The organism is Aquimarina sp. KJ22-3 (genome assembly GCF_055808215.1).
In genome coordinates, this window is the sequence record NZ_CM147859.1 from 1839950 (window position 1) to 1855357 (window position 15408).

The following is a 15408-nucleotide window of genomic DNA, read 5'->3' on the forward strand; positions in this document are numbered from 1 at the left end:
TGATTCATTTAGCGGTTAGTGTATTGTTGTTTAAAGGAAATCTAGTTTAGAGGTCCTTGAAAAAATCATCTTCTTCTCTAAGTATTTCCTTAATCTTGCGTTCTTCCCATTTTTTACTGAAAAAGGGATTTCTGTCAAAAGCTTTGATGTAATGAAATAGTAATCCTATTCCCCAAAGCACCGGAGTTATGTACAAATGCCATTGTAACCAGTTTTTAAAGCCTTGACTCTCAAAGTTGGTATTGACAAAGAGGATTAGCGTATTGATAATAATATATATGGTAAGGTGTATATAAAACCCCTTTTCCTCTTTAACTCTCTGTTTTGCTCGTTCGTATTTTTGTTGATCTGGTGTTTGCATAGTTTTATTCATTTACATCTTCTTCCATCATTTTTTTAATCTTCTTTTCTTCCCAGTTTTTACTGAAAAGAAATACTTTTTCGAATGCCCAAAGCCAATGGCAAAATAAGCCAATCCCCCAGGCCAAAGGTGTAATGATATTGCTGAAATTCCACCATTTCAAAAAGTCTACGTCTTTATCGTCGGTACCAATAAATACCAAGAGTTTTGTTTTGAAAAAGAAGAGGGCAATGTTAATGACAATATAGATGGCTAGGTGGATATAAAAATCCCGTTCTTTTTCCACTCGTTTTTTGGCAGCTTGATAAGCCTTTTGTTCATTTTCGTTCATATTCATAGTCGTCCAATTTTTAAAAATCGTCTTTATCCATTAGTTTCTTGATCTTATCCTCTTCCCATTTTTTAAAGATTCGCATACTAGGTCCAAATACACATATTCCGTGAATCAGTAACCCTATTCCCCATAAAACCGGAGTGGTTAAGGAGAATTTCCATTGTGCCCAACTCAGAAAAATAAAATCCAAATCAATGCTCATTAACAAAAGGGCTATATTGATGATCACATAAGCAGTAAGGTGAGAGTAGAATCCTTTTTCGGCATCTACCTTCTTTTTTGCTCTTTCGTAAGCTTCACGATCTTTTAAATCATTCATAACCATTTCTTTTAGATTCTTGCATATACTTTTTGATCTTTCTCTTTTCCCAGTCTTTTCCAAAGATTGGGTGTCGGTCATAGGCTTCGGCATAGTGGAATATGACTCCAATACCCCAACCAACGATAGGGAATATCACCCAAGGGATGCCAAAACCTGTTGTGCTGTAATTAATAAATGCTAAAAACGGAATCACGATGATATAAGAAATGAAGTTTCCGTAGAACTCTTTTATTTTCTGTACTCGTTCTTTGGCACGATTGTATTTTAATTCTTTGATATTTGTGATAGGTCTTTCTATTGTTGCGTCCATTATTTTTATCTTTTTGGTTAACATTGGGAGTTTTGCGATAAAAGCTTTCTCAGTTTTATACACCATAAACTCTCTTTTGGTGAGCAGCGCATATCGTTGCTGTACATTTCCTAAGCCAACACCGCTGCTTTGCTTGATGACTTCTTTGGGTTGTAAGTTGTTTTCTACAATCAGGAAACCATCTTCTTCATAGATTTTAATGTGCAAAGGTTTTTCTGGCATCACTACATTGTGTTTTACTGTGTTTTCCAGTAATATCTGCAATGATAGTGGAACTACTCTAGCATCTGGATTTGCAGCTTTCTCAGGCATTTCAAAGATGATGCTATCTTCAAACCGAAGCTGTACCAAAGTCATATAGGTCTTTGCAAATTTCAATTCTTCATCTACGGTTACCAACTCTTTGTTTTTTTGTTCCAAAACATATCGATATACCTTGGATAAAGAAGTGGTGAACTTTTGAGCCAGTCTGGGGTTTTCTTCAATTAGTGATGTCAATACATTTAAACTATTGAAAAGAAAATGAGGGTCCAATTGATTTTTGAGAGCTGCAAACTTTGCAGAGGCCGTTCCTGCAATTATTTTTTGCTCGGTGATCTTTCGTTTTTGTAGCTCTTTGTAAAAGTAAAAAGCATGAAAAAACAAAGAGATCAGTAGTGTAATAAAGAATCCTATTAAATAGTAGCTCAACTTTTCGTTTTCTAAAAAGGCTTGGAAGGATCTCCCGTTGATACCAACGATGATAATCATTCTGATCAATCCAAAAACAATCATAGTAACGATAATGGAACCAATAGCTCCGTAAAACAATCGTTTTCTAGGGTGTTTTTCCCAGGTGTACCATTTTCCCAATAAATCAAAGAAATAGAAGTTGGCTATGGCCAGAGGAAACGCAAACATAAAATGGATTAAGGTATCTTCAAGTACATCCATAAGAATGATGGGCTCTCCGATAGCAAACAACAGCTCTGCTATCTCTATGATCACCGCAATGACGATACTTATTTTTACCATTTTTGTGATGTTCGTCTTCATGTCCTCTGGTTTTTTAGAATCCATTGTCTTACTACTTACAATTTTTCTGAATTCTAGTTATTTGGTCTTTACCCCATTTAGGATAAAAAGGCGTTTCGTTTTTAGACTCCTTTTCAAAGTACAAGATAGCCTTTTCTACCTCAGGACAAAAGTCCTTTGGGTCTTTACCCCAGAATTTTGCGCCTCCCATTTTCCACTCGGCATGATATAGTGTTGCTCTTGGATTTTCGGGATCTATCCCTTTGGCACTCCGATATAACTCTTCTACTTTTCCTGATAGGGTAGGTCCATACACTGATGGATTCGATACTACATAAGCAGTGTTTAACATCGCTTCCATCACCAGAATTTCGGCATTTTCTTTTGAGAAAATTTTGGCTTCATTCAAAAAGTCCTGAGCTTTTTTTAATCGAGTTTGAACCTCGGTTTCGTCTTTGATATTAAAACAAGTAATGATATGTACTTGAGCAGCATAGTAAAATGGTAACCAGTTTTCTTTTTCTGCTCTAGCAATGCGTTCGAACATATTGATAGATTCGTCTTGTTTTCCGTTTTTCCAAAGTTCAAAAGCTTTGGTCATTCCTTTTTCGTACGCTCCTTGTGCGTTGATATTTGCAGAAGCAATAAAAGCAAGTACTATTAAAATAATTCTCATGGTGGTGTTTTTTATAATTACAGTGTAAAGATCTTCAGCCTGAGTGTTTTTTAGAACTATTTCTGACCGAGTTGTTATTTTTTGATGATGAAATGTTTATAGTTTAATGTTTTGTACTACTTTTTGATCAGATACGGTGAATTTGGCATCTATCCACTTTGGTGGTCCAAACTGACCTTTTGCATTATTACTAGTGCCATACGGCTCTGTAGGCATTTTTAAGAAGGTGTTTAGCTTTTCATTGTCATCTTTATCATGATATAAAGAAATGGCATATTCTCCGGGTTCAATGTTCTCAAATGTTACTGTAACTCCCTTGGAGTTTGCTTTTACATCCAAAGATTTAAATGCTTCTCCCAGGAAATTTTCCTGTTTTTGGTACAATCCAATTCGTAGGGTTCCTTTATCGGATTTGATGTTCTGAATATTGACTTCTATCGAAGTTGCGGTGCTTTGAGAAAACCCTGCAGCAGATCCCAGGATAAAAATCGTTACAAGTGAAAGAATAAAAGTTTTCATGATTGCTGAATTTTTGGTTTATAAATTGTCTAATTGATTGTCATTTTTATTATCACTGATGGTCCAAAAGAATCCTACAACAAAGAATCGATCAGCAGTAGGACGAATTCCTCTTCTGGCAAAATTTCCATTAACATCTGGCGTATTCGAATATTGATAGTTGAATACATTATTAAACCCAAGTGCATTGGATACTGAGAAATACAATATCTTTTGCTGGCTTAGCAAATACGCCCAACTAAAATTGAGAGAGTTAAACGTTCTGGTTTTTTGGTTCTGAAAAACACCTTGATTAGGATCATTATAGGGCCTTCCAGAATTGAAGTTGTAGGTCATACTCAACAGAGATTTCCAATCTGTAATCCAGTATTTGGTCACCAAAGAAAGATTGTGTTCTGCTGCAAAATTTGGAGTGGCTCGGTTAGGATAATTTCTGTAATTTCTCTCGGTATTCAGATAAGAATAGCTTAGCCAGTATTCCAGATTTTTTATGGATTTGTTATCTCTCCAGAATAGATCTACTCCTGCGGCATACCCATCTCCTTCATTGCTATACAAACTATTAAATTCAGGTAGCTCACTATCAAATTTTACCAGGTCTTCATAAGACTTATAGTACCCTTCTAATCGAAGTGTTCTTCTCTCGTGTTGATAGAGATAATTGATAATGTAGTGTGAGGATTTTTCGGGATCTAGGGTATTATTGAATTTTAGTACATTTTGCTGTGGGGCTTGATAAAAATCTCCATAAGCCAGAGATATCTGTGATTTTGAAGAAGTTTTGTAGGCAAACGAAGCTCTTGGAGATACCCTGGTGTAGTCCAGTAACGAATTATGTACTGCTCTTACTCCAACTTGTAGGGCCAGTTTTTTGCTGAAAAATATGTTAGCTTCGCTGAAAGCCGCGGTGCTATTGTTATCAAATTTGGTATTAAAAGTATCAACTTCTGGAACCTCTACTTTTTCTGTAAACTGATTGATGAATTGTTCCGCTCCAAAATTCAGTTTGAAACGATTACTGAATCTCTTTCGTAACTTCACTTTAAAATGAAAACTATTGATATCATCTCTGATATCCGTATCGTCAATTCCAATATCATTGAAATCGTTAGCAAAACTTGCTCCTGTGTTAATTTTCCAGTCATTGCCCAAAGAGGCCGCATAAGAAGAATTGAAGTACAGATTTCTATTTTTTAAAGCAAAGTTGACTCCTTCTGGAACGTTGATATCTTCCTGTATTAAATCAAAATTTGCATAGCTTAATCCTCCATAAAGTTTTAAGAGTCCGTTCCCTAATTTATGACGGTATACCGCTTCTCCAGATAAAGATTCATAAGGTTTGATCCATTCTACACGTTGGGATATAATTTCCTGATATGGTTTCAGGTTTACATAAAATCCATTTACGCTTAAAGAGCTGTTTTCCCATTTTTTGGTATGTCCGCCTCCTAATCCAACATTGATAAACTGAAGGTCTGTCTTGTTCTGATCTGGCTCGTCAATGGTGTTGAGTTGTAGGATGCCAGATAGTGCGTCTCCGTATTCTGCAGAGTATGCCCCGGTAGAAAAATTAGTTCCTTTGAATAAGAAAGAAGAAAAACGGCCACGAGTAGGAATATTATTGGTAGTAGCCGCAAAGGGCTGAAATACACGCAATCCATCAATATATACGTTGGTTTCGTCTGCGTTTCCTCCTCGAACGAAAAGTCTTCCGTCTTCGGCATTGTTAGAAGTTCCTGGTAATGTTTGCAGTGCTCCTATAAAATCTCCATCTGCACCGGCCGTGGTGACGATATCCAATGGAGTAAGCACAGAAGCTTTACTATTATCACCGGCAGAAAACGTTCCTGCGTTTAGAATTACACTATCCAGGGAGTTTACATCTTCTTTTAGGGTGATGGTTAGGTTGCTTAAGGTGTTGATGTCTTGGGTAAGGTAATAGGTCTCAAAAGATAAGAACGATACTACCAGGGTTTGAACGTCTGTTTCTGTTGTGGTAAAAGTAAAAGCACCGTTTTCATCTGTAGAAGAACCATCGTAGGTTCCATCCAGATAAATGTTTGCACCCTGTATAGGGATTCCAGAAGGATCTTTTACAGTACCATTGATGGTGGTTTGTGCCTGAATAAGATAAGAGGTTAAAATAAATGCTATGGTTAGTAATTGTTTCATGCTTAAGAATCGTTTTGATTGATGAGACAAAAATGTATAATGATGAGAAGTAGTGAAATTTAAAATATCTCAATTGTCAAAATTTGATTATGAATTGCAGAAAAGCTTTAGTTAGGAACAATCGTTTTTGGATAAAGTTAAATATGTCTATTTTAGTTTCTGATTTACAAACCAACCATGAAAAAAAGTATATTAATAATCATTTCTTTGTTTACGATGTCCTCGTATTCTCAACAGATTACTGTCTTCTATAAAGAAAAAAGAGTACCGGCAAAATCAAAAAAGAACAACTCTGCATTTATGGGAAGAATTGAGTTGATGGAAGTAATGTTGCCAGAAAATGACCCTGACTCTTTATACGCTGATGCGAGAAGAAGAATCGATTCTATAAAAAGAAAAATAGATGAACTTCGAACCTATGATTTTGTTTTAGATGATATTCCAGAGTATAGGTTTACCACCGTCTTAAGGGTAGATGGAAATAAATCGTTGTATTATCCACAAGAGAAAGTTCAAAACGATACCGTATCCAAAAAATTAACCACACCATCTGGACAGGTTATTGAAAAATACATTATTAATTTTTATGATTCTGAAATCATTTACAAAGATTTGGATCAAATGAAAAAAAATAGTGAGCTAAGGGTATATGTGTTTGATTTCAAAAGGCGCTCATTTTTAATAGAGGACCCCATCATAACGCCCAACTGGATCATTACCAAAGAGAAAAAAATATAGCAAATTACACTTGTTATAGGGCCACATTACAAAAAGGAGATGCGTTGATTGAGGCTTGGTTTACAAAGGAAATACAGATCAATGAAGGTCCTATGGGATATTGGGGATTACCTGGGCTTATTCTGGAAATGACAGAAGGTAAAAAACATGTAATATTCGACAGAATTTCATATTTGTCAGACACAATTACTTTACAGCCCCCTACTGAGGGGAAAAAGATTTCCAGGCAAGAGTTTATAGAGCTACCTGCAAAACTATTTTATTCAGACAATTAAAAACCAGGTACTATACCTTTTGTTCTAATTCACTTTCTCTATTCTTAAAAGGCCTTACGATAAGCCGGGCGGCTTTATCGTAATTAATGTAGTTATAGGACCAGTTGAAGAAAGTAACAAAACGATTTCTAAAACCAACCAAGAACCAAAGGTGGATAAACATCCAGATAAACCAAGCGAAAAATCCTCCAAATTTAAAATTGCCAATATCAACCACTGCTTTATTTCGACCTATAGTAGCCATCGAACCTTTGTCGAAATATTTGAAAGGGGTCATAGGTTTACCTTTTAAGAGCTTTTTAAAATTTTTGGCAAGGTGGCTTCCTTGTTGTATAGCAGGTTGTGCAACCATAGGGTGTCCTTTAGGATAGTTCTTGGTTTCCATCACCGAGATATCACCAATTGCAAATACATTATCATAGCCTTCTACCTGATTAAAAGAATTTACTTTATAACGATTAGCTCTGGGAATAAGGGCTTCTGCTTTTAACCCTTCTACTGGAGCACCAGTAACCCCTGCTGACCATATAAAGGTAGCTGTTTTGATGGCGAGATCTGTATTGGTGGTCACCAAGTTGTTCTCGTAATTCGTAACCTGAGTGTTTACATGAATATGCACTCCCAATTTTTCCAGAAATTGGGTAGCTTTCTTTGAAGCATTTTCACTCATAGGCGGCAATACTCTAGATGCTCCTTCTATTAAGTGAATTTGCATTTCATCAAAATTCATATCAGGATAATCTCTGGGGAGTACATTGAGTTTCAATTCTGCAATACCTCCAGCAAGTTCAACCCCAGTTGGACCTGCTCCGGCTAATACAAAGTTTAATAACTCTTTTCTTTTTTCAGGATCGCTGGTAATTACAGCTTGCTCCAGGTTTTCCAACATTAGACTACGAAGGTTCAAAGCCTGCGGAAGATTTTTCATCCTCATCGCATTTTCCTGAATCGTGATATTTCCGAAGAAATTGGTTTTGGCACCAGTAGCAATTACTAAGTAGTCATATGATATCTCTCCAATGTTGGTGTCTACTTTCTGAAGATTGGGATCAATAGATGCTACTTCTGCCATTCTGAAAAATGTATTTTTACCTCTTTTTACAATTTTTCTTAGCGGGTAAGCAATAGAATCAGGTTCCAGGGAAGAGGTAGATACTTGATAAAGTAGGGGTTGAAATGTGTGATAATTCTGTCGATCTAATAAAACAAGTTGAACGTCTTCTTTGATCATTTTTCGGGCTAGAGCAACACCTGCAAAACCACCACCAATAATTACCAATCTTGGTACGTTAGAGAAAGGTATGTTCATATATTACTATTTAGTATAATGTTTAGCATCAAAATTCCAACAGTGATCTTATTTCCCCGGTTGTATTCATGCAATAATGGAATACTACAAAGATAATTGGAATTAGCTAGTTGAAGAAGGGATTTAGCACATAAAAACAGATTAGATACAGATAAATATGCTTTACTGATTTTTATGTGTTTCAATGAACAATTTTATATTGGATTTTTCTATTGGCTTATGGTTTTGCAGTAATTAAAGTGGTTTTTTTCTCTTGAAAATGTGGTTTTTAACCTAGTTTTTTGGTGATTTTTTATGGTTTTTGCGTAATTAAATTGTGTTTTTAGGTTTGTTTTTGGTAAATTACAGCGACGAAAAAAGTACAAATAATAACCAATTAATCCAAAAAAGGGTTGTTTTAACCCAGAATAATAAATTAATTTTTTTAAACAGGGATTAATTCTCAAATTGCATATGTAAAAGTTTTAATACATGTAAACCTCTTGTAATCAGTTATTGACAGGAACTTTTACAACGTACAACACTTCGTCATAATATAAAATTTCAACCCAAATTGAATTGTTTAACCTAATTGTTATGTTATGATCAGAAAATACACTTTACCACCACCGGACACATTACTACTTTTTTAGCACATCGCCAATAGAAGTTATTCTCGATTTCTCTATGTGTGAGTGGATCACCTATGAAATACAGTATAATGGTATTTCAAATCTATAGGGAAATTGCGATCGAATTGCAACGTATTCTATACTAATCGTTGAAAATACGAGGACCTTTATTTTAATCTTAAAAGTACAGTCATGAAAAAATTCGTAATTAATTCACTGGATATTTATATGTCTTTATTGGTAGTGGCATCTATAGTAATAGTTTGCTCAGTAACACTTTGATTTCTTGTGCTACACATAAGGGAAATGAAAACAGAAAAGTAAGAATCAATAAACGAACAGAAAAAGTAAGGACTAATAAACCTTAATTAGATTGGATTTCCATTGTTCATACAATGTATTAATGACGCCAACGTCATACAAAGAGACACTTTAGTAAGGAGTGTCTCTTTTTATTTTAGAATTAGATTCAAAAACTCAGTTCGTTTTGATTTTGAAATGGATAAGATTTCTCCATTACTCATTTCTACCTGTAGAAGTTTGGTCTTGATTACTTTTTGGATATAGTTCAAGTTAATGAGGTAGGATTGATGTATTCTATAAAACTCCGGATTGTTAATGAGTTGTTGCTCAAAATTTTTCAATGTTTTAGAAACCAAAATGTTCTTTTTATCGGGCATGAAAATTTTGCAATAATTAATGTCTGCTTTGATATATAGAATTTCATTTACAGGAATCATAAGAATTTGTCTTTCTTGTGGAATAGCAATTCTTCTTTTTGGAGCGGTAAGTTTTAGCTCTTTAATGATTTGTTTTATTTCTAACTCTTTAGATTTAAAAGTATAATAACTGTCCACAAAAAAATGCAATTCCTCAAAATTGATAGGTTTTTTTAGGTATCTGATATCATTTTGCTTCAATAAGTTTATAATATCAGCATTTTCTGAAACTATAGGGAATATATATGATTTGGACTTGATTATTTTTCGAATGATTTCTGTATTGTTCTGATCTTCTGGAAAATCATATAAGACCAAATCATGTTGATATTTTTGAATATTTATATCGTGCACTTCAAATATACTTACAGATTCACAAGAGAAAATATATGCAAAGTGTTCCAGTAGATATTTTTTTATAGTGTCTAAAATATCTGTATTGTTTCCAATCAAAGCAACCGTCATACGTGTTTAAATTATTTTACTTTTAAACATGATGCATTTTTGAAAAATAAGACAATGTCGTAGGGGTAAAAGGTTAAAAAAGGGTAATTACTTCCATCGATAACAAGGGGCGACGACAATTAGTTTTTAACCTATTAGGATGACTAAATATAGCAAAAGAAATATAAAATTGGTATGGGTTTTGCTTCTTTTTATGAAGAAAGTTTTATTGATATCCATTTTCTTTATTGCTTAAAAAAAGTAATAATTTGTTGGTAAAAGTTGTAACGGATTAGTTTTACCGACTACATATAAGGTGTAACTGACTAAATGGATAAAGAATTAGAACATAGTTTTGTAACTAATCTTGAACAAAATCAAAATATTGTTCACAAGGTTTGTAGGATCTACACCAGTGATTCAGAATCACATAATGATTTGTTTCAAGAGATTACAATTCAGCTTTGGAAGGCTTACCCCAAATTTCGGGGAGATGCAAAATTCAGCACCTGGATGTATCGGGTAGCCTTGAATACAGCAATAACGTTGTATAGGAAATCCAAGAGAAGTATAAAAACTACGGATCTGGATGCGATGAATTTCAGAATTAAAGCTGAAGACTATGATGATGAGGTAGAGCAACAATTGAAATTAATGTACGCTGCAGTAAAGCAGCTCAACGATATAGAAAAAGCCCTGGTCTTTTTGTATCTGGAAGATAAATCCTATAAGGAAATTGCTGATACCTTGGGTATAAGTGAGGTAAATGCCAGAGTGAAAATGAATCGGGTAAAGACAAAATTGAAAAAAATATTAAATCCCTAATCCCGTATGGATGAATTAGAGTTATTAAAAAAAGATTGGAAGAAGCAGGATACTGCTATGCCAAGGCTGTCGTATAATGAGATCTACAAGATGATTTTGAAAAAATCGTCTTCGATGGTAAAGTGGATTTTCATTATCAGTCTTCTGGAGTTCTCGCTATGGGTGTTATTGGATATTTTCCTTAGGGTGAACGGATATACAGAACAAGAGCAGGTAGACGAGCTACTAAGTGGCGGCTTTATTGTAGGACTTTCATTGGTATATTATGCAGTAATCGTGTTTTTTGTGGTTCGGTTTTATTTAAATTATAAGAAAATTCAAACTACGGATTCCGCCAAAGTTTTGATGGAAAATATTTTCAGAACCAGAAAAACCGTAAAATACTATGTTTGGTTTAATATCGGTTTCTTTGCGTTGACTTTTATGTCCTTTACTATTTATCTGGCTGCCTTTACCGATCATTATCAAAAACAAGCGGATCTGGGGCAGGCGTCTACCACAATTATTATAGTAAGCTCTATTATTCTTGGTTTAATCTTTATCGGATTTATTGCGTTATTCTATAGAGTCATTTATGGTATCATTACCAGAAGACTAAAAAGGAATTATACGGAGTTAGAAAAATTAGAAGTATAACTTATTTATTTTCGTTGAACGCAGAGGGTAGCAACTGAGGTATAAATTTTATGAGCAGAGGAAGCAAAAGACTTCCTCCAGGTAATATAAATATAGCAAGAGAAGGAATGGTCTTGCAGATGTCGATAAGTTGTTGTTTTACCTGTTGCTTTTCTTCTTTAGAGAGTTCTCTCATTGCAGATTGACCTAATAAAATCATTAGTTCCTTACTTTCAGTAATTTCTTTGATCAATCTTTTCTTATTTCTCAATACCAAAATACTTACGGTTCTTGAGGTTTGCTGATAGAAATGTAACGCAGGATTCGAATAATTGAAATAAGCGATCTGATCTTTATGAGCATTGATAAATTCATGAACCATATCTATAGATTCTTTAACCTCGGCATTTGATAATTTGAGTTCTGCTCCCAGTGCCGACATAAAGGTTTGTTCTCCCTGATCTAATTCTTTATCATTCCAAATAGCCATACTGGATAGATCTAGTATGTATTTTTTTTCAATATCATCAGTATAGGGATCCAACTCGATATAATCGAAACTTGCATCTTCTTCCGTAGAGATATTAGTATATCTCACCGACGAAGCAAATAACTTTATTAATAATTTATCGTGTTCATTTTGTTCATCTTTAGAATTTAATGCCAGAAAAACGGTATTGGTTAAGGTTTCTTCTAGTTGGGCAGCGTACTCAAAAGGGTTTTTGTTGTGAATCAAGAAATAATCAAAAGCTAACACATCAATAAACAAGAGCGCATTGGTGAGCAAGTGACTAAAGTTTTTTCTGAAGATCGATTCATTCGTTTGTATTCTGGCATGAATGATCTTTTCTAGCTTTTCTGTTTTATTGGTGGGGAGTACGTTAGAAAAAGAGAAAAATGATTTTTTGGTGTCCAGAAAGCCATAAAACTGTACTAATGCATTGATACAATCTTTAGGATTAGCATTCTGTATGGTGTCGTAATACACCACAACCAAAGCAGTTAATAAATTGATTTTTGTTTTTTCTTCTTCAGAGTAGGTAATATCCGAACTACTATCTATTAAAGAATGGATGGAAGTCCCGTAAATAAAACCGGCACTTCTCAATCCCGCATATAATTGTTCAAATGACCACTGAAGTCTTTCAGAGTCATCATCCAAATCTCTAAGATATTTATCAATCCATCCAGAAGTAGAAGGGTTCATTAATCTACCAGTTTATTACAAATTTAGGTTTATTTTTTTCTAAACAGTAACGATGGTGTTATGATGTTTACGATAATCATTAACAAACATTTAACGATATCAATAAAACCGACCCTAATAATGGCTCGTAAGTATAGGCGTAAACTTTTTAAAAACTAAAAAAATGAACTCTATTAAAAAAACAAATGTGCTTCTGTTTGGTAGCTTACTAATTCTGGTTGCAGTAATACTTATGGCAGCAGATCACATTGATGCACCAGGTATTCGATTAGCAGACGGAGGTGATGCCAAAGCAGACATAGCCGATTTTTATGCTTATGAAGGAGCAAATCCTGATAACACTGTTTTTGCTACAACTGTGCAAGGATTACAGATGCCTGGAGCAGATGCCTCTTTTGATGAAGATATCCTTATCGAAATCAATATTGATAACGATGGTGATATGGTCGAGGATATGGTGATCCAAGCCATTCCAAGAGATGGAACCATGTATTTCTTTGGTCCTTATGCACCATCAAATACAGGATTGAACAGTGTAATCGACGAAACCACATCTCTACGCGGAGAAGTAGCGATTAGTACGGGAGCAGCCGCCAATACGGCTACAGCCAATGGAATTTCTTATTTCGCCGGGCTTAGAGAAGATCCTTTTTTCTTCGATTTTGATCGTTTTTCACAAGTTATTCGCGGGCAAGTAGTTCCAGAAGGTTTCAATAGAAACGGAACAGATACATTTGATGGTACCAATGTACTAGCCGTAGTCATCGAAGTTCCTAATTCTTTATTAGGAGGAACATTTAGCCACCCTGCAGGAACCAATGTAGAAGTGTTTAATGCATGGGTAGAAACCAAAAGAAAACAATAATCTAATTTTTAAAAACTATAATCATGAAAATTTTAAAATATAGCACCCTACTTTTGATCACCTTATTGTTTGCGACAAGTTGTAACAATGATGACGATGGAAATCCAAATATTCCTGATCCAGGACCTGATTTTACAGGAACTTTTGCTCAGGTAGATCAGATGGGTAGACCGGCAATAAACAGCGCGTTATTACGATTTGACGATGGAGCAAACAAAGATGCGTTTAATGTTACTATTCCTTCAGAAAGAGTGCCAATTTTTCAACCGTTATTTTTAGAAGAGGCAGTTCGTCTTTACGGTGCATACGGAGCACAATATGAAAATAATATTCTTGGTCAAGATGCTGTACAACTTACCACATTTTTGGCAGCAGATGTACTACAGGTAGCACCAGATGCTCCAACTACTTATTTTGACGGTACAAATCTATTAACGGGTAGAAGACTTACGGATGATGTCATTGATATTTCATTGATATTGATTTTTGGAGGGCAAAACGGAGATCGCTTTAATGGGCAGGATCTTGATGGAGATGGAAATGCGGATCTTCCGATTTTGGTTAGTGATGGAGTGGATGCATCAGGAGAAACTCCTTTGGCGTCATTTCCTTATCTGGAACCGCCCCACGCTTCATAAAAGCTAAATTTTTGACCACCGCTACTACATATAATGTTGCAATCAAATAAATCTACCATATGTCATAGGGGTTGCAGCATTATGAATACCATGACGTAATGTTCCATACGTAGCGGTGGTTTAAAAAAATTAAACATTAAAATCTTAAACAGATGAAAACAATTCAAGCCTTATACATTTTAATAGCAGTAAGCCTTTTCGCCTCTTGTAATGAAGACACCAAAAGAATAAGTAACATAAGCGATTATGGCAGCTACTTACAAATAGATCAACAGGATAAAACCCTTAAAGCAGAGCACGAATTAGCATTCTGGAATGCAAGAATAAAAGAAGATAGTACTCAAATTACATCTATGGGCCCCGTGGCTCAAGCATATACCGATTTGTTTCAAGCTACAGGTGAGATTTCATACCTGAAAAAAGCTGAACAAATTTTACAAAAATCTGCAGATATAGCCGCTTTCAAAAGAGAGAATTATTGGTTAGCTCTTGCTCAAAATTATAGTACCCAACATCGTTTTATAGATGCAAAGGCAGCAGCAGAAACTGCAAGAGAAATTAATGACAACAAGGCTGCGAAAATGGTGTTGTTTGATGTGTCGATGGAGTTGGGAGAATACGATAATGCTTCAAAATATTTAGAAAAGATTGCAGATCATAATGATTTCAACTTTTTAATTCGATTGGCAAAGTGGAGTGATTTCAAAGGTAATCTCGATTTGACCATAAAATATATGGAGAAAGCCACAAAACTCGTAGAACAAAAGAACAACAAAGCACTCATGTTATGGTCTTACACCAATTTGGGCGATTATTATGGGCATGCAGGTAGGATCAAAGATTCGTATCAACATTATTTGAAAGCGTTGGAGATCGATCCTTCATATACCTATGCCAAAAAGGGTATCGCTTGGATAGCCTATTCTTACGAAAAGAAACCACAGGTAGCTCTAAGAATAATGAATAACGTGATTGCGAACAGTAAGAGCCCGGATTATTACTTGTTGAAAGCAGAAATCAGTGAGTATTTAGCAGATCAAACGCAAAAGGAAGACAATCTAAAGAACTACCGTGAAGGAGTAGACAACCCCAACTATGGGGTAATGTATAATGTTCATAATGCGATACTGTTGGCTGAGGAATATCAGCAGTTTGATAAGGCTATGGCATTGGCAGAAATTGAGATTAACAATAGACCCACACCTCAATCTTATGATTTGAAAGCATACATCTTGTATCTGAAAGGAGAATACCAACAAGCTTTGAATCTGGTAAATGCACATGTAGTGGATAAAACCTTTGAACCCGTTGCCAATCTGCACATTGCTCAGATTTATAAGGCCAATGGACTTTTGGATAAGATGGAAGTGATCAAGGAGGAATTGATAGGGAGCGATTATGAGTTAGGTCCGCTTACTGCTGTAAAAGTCCAGAACTTATGATTGGTTTTTGCA

General features: G+C 35.0%; 17 protein-coding genes. 7 read left to right on the forward strand and 10 right to left on the reverse strand.

Translation table 11 applies throughout. The features are described 5' to 3' along the window. Positions 1 to 46: 46 nt before the first annotated feature. The 7 genes from AC0L3Q_RS08170 to AC0L3Q_RS08200 form a co-directional block, all read right to left on the reverse strand. Positions 47 to 361, reverse strand: a complete 315-nt coding sequence (locus AC0L3Q_RS08170) for a 2TM domain-containing protein (RefSeq protein WP_473286116.1) — start codon at positions 359 to 361, stop codon at positions 47 to 49. Positions 362 to 365: 4 nt separating this feature from the next. Continuing rightward, entirely contained in the window at positions 366 to 698 is a 333-nt protein-coding gene (locus AC0L3Q_RS08175) for a 2TM domain-containing protein (protein ID WP_473286117.1), read from the reverse strand. A gap of 13 nt (positions 699 to 711) precedes the next feature. Continuing rightward, positions 712 to 1014 carry a 2TM domain-containing protein gene (locus AC0L3Q_RS08180; RefSeq protein ID WP_473286118.1) on the reverse strand — a complete coding sequence of 101 codons (303 nt, stop codon included), beginning with the start codon at positions 1012 to 1014 and terminating at the stop codon, positions 712 to 714. After that, positions 1007 to 2362 (reverse strand): 2TM domain-containing protein, encoded by a 1356-nt coding sequence (locus AC0L3Q_RS08185; protein ID WP_473286119.1) that lies wholly within the window; start codon positions 2360 to 2362, stop codon positions 1007 to 1009. Before AC0L3Q_RS08185 ends, AC0L3Q_RS08180 begins: the two co-directional genes overlap by 8 nt. Positions 2363 to 2393: 31 nt before the next feature. Beyond that, a complete protein-coding gene (locus AC0L3Q_RS08190) occupies positions 2394 to 3017 on the reverse strand; it encodes a hypothetical protein (RefSeq protein WP_473286120.1) in 624 nt (207 codons plus the stop codon). 96 nt (positions 3018 to 3113) lie between these two features. Next, positions 3114 to 3536, reverse strand: coding sequence for a DUF2141 domain-containing protein (locus AC0L3Q_RS08195; protein ID WP_473286121.1), 423 nt, complete (start codon positions 3534 to 3536; stop codon positions 3114 to 3116). 18 nt (positions 3537 to 3554) lie between these two features. Beyond that, positions 3555 to 5708 (reverse strand): TonB-dependent receptor, encoded by a 2154-nt coding sequence (locus AC0L3Q_RS08200; protein ID WP_473286122.1) that lies wholly within the window; start codon positions 5706 to 5708, stop codon positions 3555 to 3557. 177 nt (positions 5709 to 5885) lie between these two features. Between AC0L3Q_RS08200 and AC0L3Q_RS08205 the strand changes: the two genes are divergently transcribed. After that, the gene (locus AC0L3Q_RS08205) at positions 5886 to 6446 is read left to right on the forward strand and encodes a hypothetical protein (RefSeq protein ID WP_473286123.1); all 561 of its coding nucleotides are present in this window, start codon (positions 5886 to 5888) and stop codon (positions 6444 to 6446) included. Between the two features lie 44 nt (positions 6447 to 6490). Beyond that, entirely contained in the window at positions 6491 to 6721 is a 231-nt protein-coding gene (locus AC0L3Q_RS08210) for a GLPGLI family protein (RefSeq protein ID WP_473286124.1), read from the forward strand. Between the two features lie 10 nt (positions 6722 to 6731). Here AC0L3Q_RS08210 and AC0L3Q_RS08215 read toward each other — a convergent pair whose 3' ends face one another. Together AC0L3Q_RS08215 and AC0L3Q_RS08220 are read right to left on the reverse strand one after the other, a co-directional pair. Continuing rightward, positions 6732 to 8030: an NAD(P)/FAD-dependent oxidoreductase gene (locus AC0L3Q_RS08215; protein ID WP_473286125.1), complete on the reverse strand. Its 1299-nt coding sequence runs from the start codon at positions 8028 to 8030 to the stop codon at positions 6732 to 6734. Between the two features lie 1063 nt (positions 8031 to 9093). Further along, positions 9094 to 9825, reverse strand: coding sequence for a LytTR family transcriptional regulator DNA-binding domain-containing protein (locus AC0L3Q_RS08220; protein WP_473286126.1), 732 nt, complete (start codon positions 9823 to 9825; stop codon positions 9094 to 9096). Positions 9826 to 10134: 309 nt separating this feature from the next. Between AC0L3Q_RS08220 and AC0L3Q_RS08225 the strand changes: the two genes are divergently transcribed. Then, the gene (locus tag AC0L3Q_RS08225) at positions 10135 to 10629 is read left to right on the forward strand and encodes an RNA polymerase sigma factor (RefSeq protein WP_073314852.1); all 495 of its coding nucleotides are present in this window, start codon (positions 10135 to 10137) and stop codon (positions 10627 to 10629) included. A 6-nt stretch (positions 10630 to 10635) separates the two neighbouring features. Then, a complete protein-coding gene (locus AC0L3Q_RS08230; protein ID WP_473286127.1) occupies positions 10636 to 11265 on the forward strand; it encodes a hypothetical protein in 630 nt (209 codons plus the stop codon). Position 11266: 1 nt separating this feature from the next. Here AC0L3Q_RS08230 and AC0L3Q_RS08235 read toward each other — a convergent pair whose 3' ends face one another. Then, entirely contained in the window at positions 11267 to 12451 is a 1185-nt protein-coding gene (locus AC0L3Q_RS08235; protein WP_473286128.1) for an LETM1-related biofilm-associated protein, read from the reverse strand. Positions 12452 to 12614: 163 nt separating this feature from the next. Between AC0L3Q_RS08235 and AC0L3Q_RS08240 the strand changes: the two genes are divergently transcribed. From AC0L3Q_RS08240 to AC0L3Q_RS08250, 3 genes are all read left to right on the forward strand, one after another. Then, on the forward strand, positions 12615 to 13316 hold the full coding sequence (locus tag AC0L3Q_RS08240) for a DUF4331 family protein (protein WP_473286129.1): 702 nt from the start codon (positions 12615 to 12617) through the stop codon (positions 13314 to 13316). A 23-nt stretch (positions 13317 to 13339) separates the two neighbouring features. Then, the gene (locus AC0L3Q_RS08245) at positions 13340 to 13954 is read left to right on the forward strand and encodes a DUF4331 family protein (protein ID WP_073314846.1); all 615 of its coding nucleotides are present in this window, start codon (positions 13340 to 13342) and stop codon (positions 13952 to 13954) included. A 152-nt stretch (positions 13955 to 14106) separates the two neighbouring features. Further along, the gene (locus AC0L3Q_RS08250) at positions 14107 to 15396 is read left to right on the forward strand and encodes a tetratricopeptide repeat protein (RefSeq protein ID WP_473286130.1); all 1290 of its coding nucleotides are present in this window, start codon (positions 14107 to 14109) and stop codon (positions 15394 to 15396) included. The last annotated feature ends 12 nt before the right edge of the window (positions 15397 to 15408 follow it).

Bases quoted from the DNA above. Each gene is read 5' to 3' on its own strand.
- AC0L3Q_RS08235 (WP_473286128.1), bottom strand. From the start codon at position 12,451: ATGAACCCTTCTACTTCTGGATGGATTGATAAATATCTTAGAGATTTG.
- AC0L3Q_RS08240 (WP_473286129.1), top strand. From the start codon at position 12,615: ATGAACTCTATTAAAAAAACAAATGTGCTTCTGTTTGGTAGCTTACTA.
- AC0L3Q_RS08230 (WP_473286127.1), top strand. From the start codon at position 10,636: ATGGATGAATTAGAGTTATTAAAAAAAGATTGGAAGAAGCAGGATACT.
- AC0L3Q_RS08225 (WP_073314852.1), top strand. From the start codon at position 10,135: ATGGATAAAGAATTAGAACATAGTTTTGTAACTAATCTTGAACAAAAT.
- AC0L3Q_RS08180 (WP_473286118.1), bottom strand. From the start codon at position 1,014: ATGAATGATTTAAAAGATCGTGAAGCTTACGAAAGAGCAAAAAAGAAG.
- AC0L3Q_RS08185 (WP_473286119.1), bottom strand. From the start codon at position 2,362: ATGAAGACGAACATCACAAAAATGGTAAAAATAAGTATCGTCATTGCG.
- AC0L3Q_RS08195 (WP_473286121.1), bottom strand. From the start codon at position 3,536: ATGAAAACTTTTATTCTTTCACTTGTAACGATTTTTATCCTGGGATCT.
- AC0L3Q_RS08245 (WP_073314846.1), top strand. From the start codon at position 13,340: ATGAAAATTTTAAAATATAGCACCCTACTTTTGATCACCTTATTGTTT.
- AC0L3Q_RS08170 (WP_473286116.1), bottom strand. From the start codon at position 361: ATGCAAACACCAGATCAACAAAAATACGAACGAGCAAAACAGAGAGTT.
- AC0L3Q_RS08215 (WP_473286125.1), bottom strand. From the start codon at position 8,030: ATGAACATACCTTTCTCTAACGTACCAAGATTGGTAATTATTGGTGGT.
- AC0L3Q_RS08190 (WP_473286120.1), bottom strand. From the start codon at position 3,017: ATGAGAATTATTTTAATAGTACTTGCTTTTATTGCTTCTGCAAATATC.
- AC0L3Q_RS08200 (WP_473286122.1), bottom strand. From the start codon at position 5,708: ATGAAACAATTACTAACCATAGCATTTATTTTAACCTCTTATCTTATT.
- AC0L3Q_RS08250 (WP_473286130.1), top strand. From the start codon at position 14,107: ATGAAAACAATTCAAGCCTTATACATTTTAATAGCAGTAAGCCTTTTC.
- AC0L3Q_RS08175 (WP_473286117.1), bottom strand. From the start codon at position 698: ATGAATATGAACGAAAATGAACAAAAGGCTTATCAAGCTGCCAAAAAA.
- AC0L3Q_RS08205 (WP_473286123.1), top strand. From the start codon at position 5,886: ATGAAAAAAAGTATATTAATAATCATTTCTTTGTTTACGATGTCCTCG.
- AC0L3Q_RS08220 (WP_473286126.1), bottom strand. From the start codon at position 9,825: ATGACGGTTGCTTTGATTGGAAACAATACAGATATTTTAGACACTATA.